Source organism: Marinihelvus fidelis (genome assembly GCF_008725655.1).
Classification (GTDB): Bacteria; Pseudomonadota; Gammaproteobacteria; order Xanthomonadales; family SZUA-36; genus Marinihelvus; species Marinihelvus fidelis.
This window is the reverse complement of record NZ_VYXP01000006.1, coordinates 289,468-299,632: the sequence shown is the minus strand read 5'-3', so window position 1 is coordinate 299,632 and position 10,165 is coordinate 289,468. Positions and strand designations below refer to the sequence as shown.

Here is a 10,165-nt window from a genome sequence, read left to right as displayed (position 1 = left end):
GCCGGGGCCGGGGCCGGGGCCGGTTCCGGATCAGTTCCGGTTTCTGACCACCATCACGTCCAGGCCGTTGTTCTGCAGTTGCTGGCGCACCTCTTCGGCCTGGCGGCGGCCGTTGACCGGGCCAACACGCACACGGTGCCAGGTCACGCCGTCAACGGTGACCGTCTGGATTGCGGCCTGGTTACCCAGCAGGGCCAGGCGCGCCTTCATCTCGTCGGCATCACCCGCGCTGCGGAACGAACCCACCTGCAGGTACATCTGCTCGCTGGTGTCCGTCGGAGTCGCCGTATCCTGGGGGCTGGCCGATGCCGCTTCGGGCTGCGCCAGTTCGCGCTCAGTCACCACCGTTTCCATTTCCGGCAGCACAGTAAAGAATTCGTACTCGGGCGATGAGCGGCGCTCACTGGTGTCGTCGAGAAGGGCATCGCCGCTGTCTGCCGGCGCCGGCTCGGCCACCGCCGCCGGCCGGTTCGGCATGGAAGGGATGATGCCGGTATAAAACAGCACCACGGCACCGCCCAGGCCCAGGGCCAGCCCGGTTATAAACCAGCCCAGCACCGGCGAAGAACTGCCGCGGCTGGATGTCTGTTTGCGCCCCCGGCGAGCCACTTACATTTCCTCCGGCGCCGAACAGCCCAGCAGCTCAAGGCCATTGACCAGCACGATGCGGGTGGCTTCGACCAGGTTCAGGCGGGCGTTGCGCAGGTTTTCGTCGTCGACCAGGAACTGGTGGGCGTTGTAGTAGCCATGGAACTCGGTCGCCAGGTCGCCCAGGAAGTGCGCGACCAGGTGCGGTGAGCGCAGGCGGGCGGCGGCCTCGATGGTTTCCGGGTAGCGGTTGATGGCCCGCATCAGGGCCAGCTCACGCGGTTCGGTGAGCTGGTCCAGCGCCGCCTCGCCGATGGCAGCGTTGTGGCGCATGTCATTCTGTTCCAGTTGCCGGAACACGCTGCAGATGCGCGCGTGCGCGTACTGCACGTAGTACACCGGGTTCTCGTTGGTGCGTGACTTGGCCAGGTCCAGGTCGAAGTCCAGGTGCTGGTCGTGCGAGCGCATGACATAGAAAAAGCGTGCGGCATCGGTGCCGACTTCCTCACGCAACTCCCGCAGCGTGATGAACTTGCCGGAGCGCGTCGACATCTGCACTTTCTTGCCGTCGCGGAACAGTACCGCGAACTGCACCAGCAGAATTTCCAGCTTCTCCGGATCTTCGCCCAGGCCCAGCGCGGCGGCCTTCAGCCGGGCGATATAGCCATGGTGGTCGGCGCCGAAGATGTACATGGCCTTGCCGAAGCCGCGCTCCAGCTTGTTCATGAAGTAGGCGATATCGGAGGCGAAGTACGTGGTCTTGCCGTTCTCACGCACCACCACGCGGTCCTTCTCATCACCCAGCTCGGACGCGCGGAACCAGGTCGCGCCGTCCTTTTCGTAAAGGTGGCCATTCGCGCGCAGGCGCTCGATGGCGTGCTCGATGGCGCCGCTTTCTTCCAGCTGCGCCTCGGAGAACCAGGTGTCGAACTCGACGCCGAACTCGCGCAGGTCGTCCTTGATGTCGCCCAGGATGGCGTCGATGGAGGCGCCGAAGAACACCAGGTAGCCCTCGTGCCCCATCAGTTCCGACGCCTTGGCGATCAACGCGTCGATATAGGCCTCGCTGTCGCCGCCGGCCTCGCCGTCCAGCGGCAGGCCGTCGAGCACATCGTGGCTGGAGAAGCGCCACTTGTCGCCGTCCTCGCTGCGCACCACGCGGGCGATATCGTAAATGTATTCACCCTGGTAGCCGTTGTCCGGAAAACGCACCTGTTCACCGCACAGCTCCAGGTAGCGGATCCAGACGCTGAGCGCCAGGATGTCCATCTGCCGGCCATTGTCGTTGACGTAGTACTCGCGCTGGACGTTCTTGCCCGCGGCCTGCAGCACGTTCGACAGGCTGGCCCCGTAGGCCGCGCCGCGCCCGTGGCCGACATGCAGCGGGCCGGTCGGGTTGGCGGACACGTACTCCACGGTCACGCGCTCCTCGCTGTGAACCGGCTGGGTACCGAACGCGTCACCGTGGCGCAGGGCGTCCTTGACCACGCCGGTGAGGGCGCAGTGATTGAGGAAGAAATTGACGAACCCCGGCCCGGCAATCTCGGTGCGTTCAACCTGTCGCGATCGTGGCAGCCGGTCGATAATCGCCTGTGCCAGTTCGCGCGGCGGCTTGCCGGCGGGCTTGGCCAGCGCCATGGCCAGGTTGGTCGCGTATTCGCCATGGTCGACCGAGCGGGTGCGCTCGAGTTGCGGCTGGACATCGACCGTGTCGGGGATGATGCCGTCACGTTTGAGGTGGATCAGTGACTGGATCAGGAGTTCTTCAATGTGATTCTTGAGCATGTCGTTCGTTTCCGTGTGCTCACGGACAGGGGCGCGAAAGCCGGCTATTGTACTCTTTCATGGCGAGGAAAACCCTGTGGATAACTCTGTGACTAACTGCGTTAAAGCCCGGTGCGGCGGGCGATTCTGTTTTGCAGTGTGGGTGCCGCCTGGCATGTTGCATTGTTATTAAATCAGAAAATACAAACAGATACATAACATTTTAATGCTGGTTTAATAAGAAAGCGCTCGAACCCCTGATTATTTGACCAGAGCCAGGGCTTGTGAATAAAAAACGGGCCCGGCTCGTCTTCATCCAGCCCGGGCCGGTGCTAAAATCGACGCTTCCGCGTGCTCGCAGCCCGTGGAAGCCGTTTCCGAGACGACAAACATAACAGCCGGGAACCCCTGAATGTCTGAATGGATGCCGTTCGTGCTTTTCGCCGTCGTTGCCGCCGCCCTGCTGGCTGGCTTCCCGGTGGCCTTCACCCTGGCCGGGGTAGCCCTGCTGTTCGCCGGTATCGGCGCCGTTGCCGGGTTCTTCGACCCCGTCTATCTCGAGGCCTTCCCCAACCGCGTCTTCGGCATCATGACCAACGAGACGCTCATCGCGGTGCCGGTGTTCGTGTTCATGGGCGTGGTGCTGGAACGGTCGCAGCTCGCGGACCAGCTATTGCGTTCCCTGGCGGTGATGATGCGGCGTGTGCCCGGTGGGCTGGGTATCGCGGTCATGGCCGTCGGCGCGCTGATGGCAGCCAGCACCGGCATCGTCGGGGCGACCGTCGTGACCATGGGCCTGCTGTCGCTGCCGGCTATGCTGCGTGCCGGGTATTCGCCGTCGCTGGCCACCGGTTCGATCTGCGCGGCCGGAACCCTGGGCCAGATCGTGCCGCCGTCGATCGTGCTCATCCTGCTCGCCGATGTGCTCTCCAACGCCTACCAGCAGGCCCAGTTACGCATGGGCAATTTCAGTCCGGACACGATTTCCGTCGGCGAGCTGTTTGCCGGCGCGCTGCTGCCCGGCCTGGCACTGGTCGGGTTATACATGCTCTACCTGGTGGTGATGGCGGTGTGGAAGCCGGCCAGCCTGCCGGCCGCGGGCACCACCGTGGACGAGGACATGGAAGGGGTCAGTGGCTGGCGGCTGCTGGGCCTGGCGGCGGGCCCGCTGTTCCTGGTGGTCGCGGTACTGGGCTCGATCATGGGTGGCATCGCCACGCCCACCGAGGCCGCTTCCGTGGGCGCCGTGGGGGCGCTGGTGCTGGCCGCCCTGCGCCGCTGCCTGGACAGGGAAACCCTGAAGGCCGCCGTGTACCGCACGGCGAAGATCAGTGCCATGGTGTTCATGATCCTGATCGGCGCTTCGCTGTTCAGCCTGGTTTTCCGTGGCCTGGGGGGTGACGAGCAGGTCGCCTCGCTGCTGGGTGCCATGCCCGGCGGCACCACGGCGGCGGTGCTGGTGGTGATGGTGGCGCTGTTCCTGCTGGGTTTCGTGCTCGACTTTATCGAAATCACGTATATCGTCATTCCCATCGTCGGTCCGGTGCTGCTGGCGATGGGGATCGATCCGGTCTGGCTGGGGGTCATGATTGCCGTGAACCTGCAGACGTCGTTCCTGACCCCGCCGTTCGGTTTTTCGCTGTTCTACCTGCGCGGGGTGACGCCGGACAGTGTCCCGACCACGGCGATGTATCGCGGCGTGGTACCGTTCATCGCCATCCAGTTGGGCATGCTGTTGCTGCTGGCGCTGTTCCCGATGATCGCCACCTGGCTGCCGGAAACGCTGTACTGATCCCGCTGTTCAGCCCGGCTCGCGCAGGTTCATCAGGTACTGTTCGGAGACCGCGCTGAACGGCCGCAGCATGTCCAGGCAATCGCGATAGGACGCGTGCACCCGGGCAAACATGGGATCGGCCGCGGACTGCTCGTCCAGGTACTCGCGGGTCAGTTGCTGGAAATGCGCCATGACCTCGTCCGGGAAGGCGCGCAGTTCCACGTCATGCTCTTCACGGAGCTGCTTCAGCGCCACGGCGTTATGCCAGGTGAACTCCGCGCACATGTCGGTGGTGACGGCCTGGCAAGCGACCTCGACTGCGGCCTGCAGGTGTGACGGCAATGCATCCCAGGCGGCCTTGTTGACCATCGCCTCCAGCGCCGAGCCGGGCTCCTGCCAGCCGGGAAAGTAGTAGTAACGGGCGGCGTTGAACAGTCCCAGCGCCAGGTCGTTCCAGGGGCCGACCCACTCGGTCGCGTCGATGGTGCCGGTCTGCAGTGCGGTGTAGATTTCCGAGGCGGGCAGGGTGACCGGCGTGCCGCCGGCGCGGCGGAGGATCTCGCCACCAATGCCCGGGATACGCATCTTCAGGCCCTTGATGTCCGCCAGCGAGCGAATTTCGCGGTTGAACCAGCCGCCCATCTGCGTACCCGAGTTGCCGGCCGGGAATGGCACCAGGCCATGCGGTGCATAGACCTCGCGCCACAGTTCCAGGCCACCGCCACGATAGAGCCACGCATTCATCTCCTGTGCGGTCAGCCCGAACGGCACCGAGCCGAAGAACTGGGCCGCGGGCGCCTTGCCTTTCCAGTAGTAGCTGGCGGAGTGCCCCATGTCCGCGGTGCCCCGGGACACGGCGTCGAATACTTCCAGCGGTGGCACCAGTTCGTTGCCGGCGAACAGCTTGACGGTCATCTGGCCACCGCTGAGGCGGCCGATGTAATCGGCGAGCCGGGCCGCGCCGGTACCGAGCCCCGGGAAGTCGCGCGGCCACGCGGTGACCATCTTCCACTCGATGGGCTCCGCGGCCACGCCGTCGGCGCAGTTGGCCGTCGCTGATTCATTGCCGCAGGCCGACAGCACGGCAGCGGCGCCGGCGAGGCCGGCGGTGGATACAAAGGCTCTGCGGTTGACGGGCTTGTCGCTCATGGTGTCTCCGGTTCAGGGCTGGACAAGGCGCATGATGATATAGTCCTTGGCCCGAGTCGAGAACGATCCAGTCCCGTCCCAACCGCCATGAACGCCCAAGATCCGGAAGATATCGCCGTACGGCTGGCGGCGTTGCGCGAAGAGCACCGCGACCTGGACCAGGCCATCTCGGGGCTGGCCGCCGACCTGGCGGTCGACCAGTTGCGATTGCGGCGCATGAAAAAGCGCAAGCTCAAGCTGAAGGACTGGATCGAACGGCTCGAGTCCGAGCTCATCCCCGACCTCGACGCCTGAAACTTCAGGGATTGCGCCCCAGTGCCTGCGGCGCCGCCTGGATGATGCCGTGACGGATACCTTTTTCCAGGAACAGCCGCGCGTCCTTGCTCATTCGGTCCAGCGCGTCACCAAACTCCAGCCTTTCCTGGTCGTTGACCACGAGAATGTCACGGCGACGCAGTTCGCCAATAAACTGGCGGAACAGCCCCTTGTCATAAAATTCCGGCGCCTCGAATTCCTGGATCAGTGAGATGCGCTGCGCGGTCATGATGCACAGCCGCTCCAGTTCCTGCCGGTTCAGCGTGCCGGAGCCGTTTTTCACTAGCACCGCCACGGCGATGAAGTAGCGTTCCAGCGTGGTCAGCAGGCTGCGCGCCAGCAGCAGTAACTGGCTGGCTTCGCCACTGCCACCCTCGGCCCGCTTGATGCGCCGCCCCTCGTCTTCGCGGAACAGCAGGCCGTGGGCTTCGAGTGCGCTGATGTACTGCTCCAGCACGTCGGGGAACGCCTCTTCGCTCCAGGGCAGGAACAGCTCCGCGCGCAGGAAGGGGTAGACCTGGCGGGCCACGCGCACCAGCTGTTCGGTGGCAATACCGCGTTGGCGCAGGAAACAGCAGGCGATCAGCGATGGGATGGCGAACAGGTGGGCCGTGTTATTGCGGTAGTAGGTCAGGTTGACGGCCTGCTCCGCCTGCAGGCGGATGATGTCACCCAGCGGGTGCTCAACGCGCTGCAGGTAGTCCAGTTCGAACCCGCGTGACACCATGTCAATGCCATCCAGCGGCGTGACGGTCACCTGCTCACCCAGTGGCGCGGCGGCCAGTATCGAGCGGTACAGCTCGACCTGGTCACGCAGCGCCTGCTCGCCCAGTGCGTGCCGGGGCGTGGCCAGCAGCACGGTCGACAGCAGGTTGATCGGGTTGACGTCGGCTGTCGTGTTGATCGCGCGCATGACACGGTCGCCCAGTCGATTGACGAACGGCGTCATCCACGCCGGTTTCTCGCCGGGCTCACCGGCGGCGCGCCAGTCCGGGTTCTCCTCGTCCAGCATGCGGTCGAGGAAAATGGGCTCGCCAAAGCTCACATGCGCCTCACCGTGCCGGCGTCTCAGGATGCGCCACGAGCCCAGCAGGTCCCACAGCGTCTCCTTTTTCTTCACCGCGCCGGCCAGTTCCTTGTTGTAGCCGGCGCCGTCCAGCAGCTTCTCGTAGCCGATATACAGGGGCTGGAACATGACCGGCCGGACCGGCGCGCGCAGGTAGCCACGAATGGTCATCGCCAGCATGCCGCCTTTCGGTGGCAGCAGTCGGCCGGTACGGCTGCGCGTGCCCTCGATGAAGTACTCGATGGGCGTGCCCTGGGCCAGGATGTGGCTGACGTACTCGGAGAACACGGCCGAGTACAGCTTCTGTGAACGGAAGGTGCGGCGCAGGAAGAAGGCGCCGCCCATGCGCAGGAACCGGCCGACCACGGGCAGGTTCAGGTTCACGCCGGCGGCGATATGTGGCACGGCAAAGCCGCGCACGTAGAGCAGGAACGAGATCAGGATGTAGTCGGCATGGCTGCGGTGGCACGGCACGTAGATGATTTCGTGGCCCGGTGCCTCGCGCTTGAAGCGGTCGAAATGGTAGACCCGCGTATCGCCATAGACTTTCTGCAGGAACCAGTTGAGGACAAAGAACATGACCCGCACGAAGGTGTACGAGTAGTTCGCCGCGATTTCCACCGCGTACTCGCGGGCAATGTCCGCGGCCTCGGCCTCGCTGATGTCGTCGCGTTCGGTTTTCTCGGCGATGGCCGCCCGTACCGCCGGCGCGTGAACGACGGTCTCGATCAGTGTCCGGCGGTGCGACAGGTCGGGGCCAATGACCGCAGACTTCACGCGGCGGAAGTGGGTGCGCAGAATGCGTGACACCTTGCGCTGGTCACGCGCCGCGCCGGCCCTTTCGTCGGCCAGTTGCCGAAGGGATATCGGTCGGCTGAACTGCACGACCGTATCGCGGCCGTTCACCAGGGTACTCATGAAGCGACGGATACGCCCACCCAGCGCCCAGTCCTCCGAGAACAGGGTCTTGTAAAAGCCCTCCGACTTGTCCGGTGCACGGCCCACCAGCACGGTGACCGGCACCAGCAGTACGTCCATCGAAGGGTCGTCATAACAGGCCTGGACCAGCCGCCCTAGCGTCTCCGATCCGCGCCGGGGAATGGTCCGGCGCACGAACAGGCCGCTGGCGCGGCGCAATGCCGCGTAAGCACGGGGCTCACTGGCTTCCATTGCGGCAATCGGGAACAGCGGCCGGTCCAGCCCCTGTTGCTCGCACACACGGTCCAGGATCAGCACCGATGACAGCGCGTAGTCGGCGATCACGTAACACACCGGGGGACCGGGCTGGACGCCGGTTTCACCCTCGGCATCGGGCAGTACCTGCGCCTTGACCCACCAGTGAAGGATGGCGCGCAGCAACAGCGTACCGCGCAGCTTCAGCCGCTCGCTAAAACCAAGATGTTCAAGGCTTTGAGGCATCGGGGGTTGAGCCAGTCTCCCGTAGTGATGCGGTGAATTATCGCTGATAGCGCGAAATTGAGCGAACAGGAGCAACGTGTTGTCGAAATAGGCTTGACGAATGCGTCAATAAATACATAAGTTGTCATTACTGCGTGATGATCGTCGTCACGTGCATTGCTGGAGGTGTTATGCGGCTGACGCGCCGTTTCGAGGAGTCCGAGGTCGCGATCATTGGTCGCGGCGTGGAAGCGGTGCTGCGGCGCCTGGTTCGCTTCCTGGCGGGGCGGATCTCCCTGACCAAGCTGCATGAGCTGATCGACACGCTGTATGTCGAGGAGCTCGAGGAGAAGCTGCGGCGTGACCATCCGGGTCGCCAGATTACGCTGGCGATGATGGCGCTGAATACCGGCCTGGATACCCGCGTCATCAACCGGATCCGCACCAGTCCGGGCTATCGGCGCAGCCTGGTGGGCGAGGCCGAGTTCTTCCGTAATTTCACCCCGGCGGCCAGCTTCCTGCACCTGTGGTCAACCGATACCCGGTTTACCGATGCCGAGACCGGCCAGCCGCAGCCGTTGGCGATCGAGGGCGGTGACGCCAGCATCGAGGCGCTGGTCAACACGCTCAAGCTGCCGCGGGGTGTTACCGTCAAGAGTGTGCTCGACCAGCTGGAGTTGAGCGGCCTGGTGGAGATCGACCACGATGCCGGCATCGTGTCGATGCGCATTGACCGCTACCTGCCCTCGCCGGACAAGGACCGAGAGGGTGCTTTGGAGATCGGTTTTGTCGCGGTCAGTCGGTTGATCGATACGGTGCTGGGCAATATGGATCCGGCGCTGAGCGACGAGGACCGGCTGTTCCAACGGGTTTACTGGATTTACCGGCTGCCGCCACACCGGCTGGCCGGGCTGCGGGAAAGCCTGGTCAGGGTGCTGGAGCGGGCGGAAAAGGAGGGGTACGAGACGCTCTCGGAATATGACCAGGACGTTGAAGCGGCCAATCATATCGCCGCGGGCTTCGGGCTCTACCTGTTCGAGGACTCGCCGTCCGGGGCGTCTTCAAAGTAGTACAGTCCAAACCCGGCCGTCACCTGGCTGGGTGATTCGATATCCATCTCGTATTCGCCAAGCAGCGCCAGCCCCTGGTCTTCGAACTCGGTCATCATCTGCGTGATCCGTGCCTGGAAGGCCTCGACCTGGTGCGGAGCGATCCTGTTCGACCAGTAGGCGCGCTGGTAGTCGCGGGGTTGGCCTTCGTCCAGGCGCTCCAGGTTTGTCAGTACCGTGTCGACCAGGTGGCCGATGGCATTGAAGCCCACCTCGACGGCACCGGCCAGGTCAGCATTGGTGGACGGCAGGAATTTCTCCGTGACCAGCGTCAGTACGCCGGTCTTGCGGTCCCACGTGGCGGCGCCACCCAGTTCCAGGCGCTCGGCCACCGAGCGGGCGGTGACGCCACGGATAAATCCGGCCGATTTCATCAGGCTCTCGATGCTGGGTGCCTGGCCCTGGATCGTGATGGGCAGCGGCCGGCCGGTGGACTCATCCAGGTAACCCGGGTCTGTCGACCACTTGTCCAGCAGCCGGGTCGTCGACGTGAAATTGCGCATGAAACTGGCTTCCGGACCACGCTCCTGTCCATAAGCCGGGTGACTGCGGATCTTTCCGAGCGGACGGGAGTCCAGGCCGGTGAGCAGGGCCAGTTGCGACATCGGTGGCGCCTTGTTGGGAAACTCGCGCCGTAGCTGCCGTTCCGATTCTTCGACGAAGACCAGCCTGACCAGTTCTTCAAGCTTGGTCAGTGACATATGTCCCACCAGCACCCGGATCAGCCGTCGAAGCAGTGATTCAACGCCGCTGCTGAGCGCGGCGACATCCTGGGGCTTCAGGGTTTTCTGCAATGACATCGAGGTCGGTCTGGCTTTGGGCTGGTGGGTGATCTGGGCCCATGATGTCACAAACGTGTAGATAATGACAAATATGTCAATGAACGCGCGTTTGGGTGGGTGAGAGAGGTGCCCCGGCTCAAAACGCGGGCATAAAAAATCCGGGCTGGCACGAAGCCCGCCCGGAAGTCCGGCGGAGCCGGAGAGGATCGGTTCTGGCAGC

The 10,165-nt window shown here is 64.2% G+C and carries 8 protein-coding genes; 3 read left to right on the top strand and 5 right to left on the bottom strand.

The window, feature by feature from the left end; genetic code table 11:
• Positions 1-30 precede the first annotated feature (30 nt).
• Both F3N42_RS11695 and argS read right to left on the bottom strand, forming a co-directional pair.
• Positions 31-609 carry an SPOR domain-containing protein gene (locus tag F3N42_RS11695; protein WP_150864643.1) on the bottom strand — a complete coding sequence of 193 codons (579 nt, stop codon included), beginning with the start codon at positions 607-609 and terminating at the stop codon, positions 31-33.
• Positions 610-2,373: an arginine--tRNA ligase gene (gene argS, locus F3N42_RS11690; RefSeq protein ID WP_150864642.1), complete on the bottom strand. Its 1,764-nt coding sequence runs from the start codon at positions 2,371-2,373 to the stop codon at positions 610-612. It lies immediately after the preceding gene.
• A gap of 391 nt (positions 2,374-2,764) precedes the next feature.
• Here argS and F3N42_RS11685 point away from each other — a divergent pair, with 391 nt between their 5' ends.
• Positions 2,765-4,144 (top strand): TRAP transporter large permease, encoded by a 1,380-nt coding sequence (locus F3N42_RS11685; RefSeq protein ID WP_150864641.1) that lies wholly within the window; start codon positions 2,765-2,767, stop codon positions 4,142-4,144.
• Positions 4,145-4,153: 9 nt separating this feature from the next.
• Here F3N42_RS11685 and F3N42_RS11680 read toward each other — a convergent pair whose 3' ends face one another.
• The gene (locus tag F3N42_RS11680; RefSeq protein WP_150864640.1) at positions 4,154-5,275 is read right to left on the bottom strand and encodes a TRAP transporter substrate-binding protein; all 1,122 of its coding nucleotides are present in this window, start codon (positions 5,273-5,275) and stop codon (positions 4,154-4,156) included.
• An 87-nt stretch (positions 5,276-5,362) separates the two neighbouring features.
• On the opposite strand from F3N42_RS11680, the gene F3N42_RS11675 reads away from it, so the two are divergent.
• Positions 5,363-5,569 (top strand): YdcH family protein, encoded by a 207-nt coding sequence (locus F3N42_RS11675; protein ID WP_150864639.1) that lies wholly within the window; start codon positions 5,363-5,365, stop codon positions 5,567-5,569.
• Positions 5,570-5,573: 4 nt separating this feature from the next.
• Here the strand turns inward: F3N42_RS11675 and plsB are convergent, their stop codons facing one another.
• The gene (gene plsB, locus F3N42_RS11670) at positions 5,574-8,075 is read right to left on the bottom strand and encodes a glycerol-3-phosphate 1-O-acyltransferase PlsB (RefSeq protein WP_150864638.1); all 2,502 of its coding nucleotides are present in this window, start codon (positions 8,073-8,075) and stop codon (positions 5,574-5,576) included.
• Positions 8,076-8,245: 170 nt separating this feature from the next.
• Here plsB and F3N42_RS11665 point away from each other — a divergent pair, with 170 nt between their 5' ends.
• Entirely contained in the window at positions 8,246-9,124 is an 879-nt protein-coding gene (locus F3N42_RS11665; protein ID WP_150864637.1) for a DUF6502 family protein, read from the top strand.
• Here F3N42_RS11665 and F3N42_RS11660 read toward each other — a convergent pair.
• Positions 9,082-9,963 carry a DUF6502 family protein gene (locus tag F3N42_RS11660; RefSeq protein WP_150864636.1) on the bottom strand — a complete coding sequence of 294 codons (882 nt, stop codon included), beginning with the start codon at positions 9,961-9,963 and terminating at the stop codon, positions 9,082-9,084. The two genes, F3N42_RS11665 and F3N42_RS11660, sit on opposite strands and share 43 nt — an antisense overlap.
• Positions 9,964-10,165: the final 202 nt, after the last annotated feature.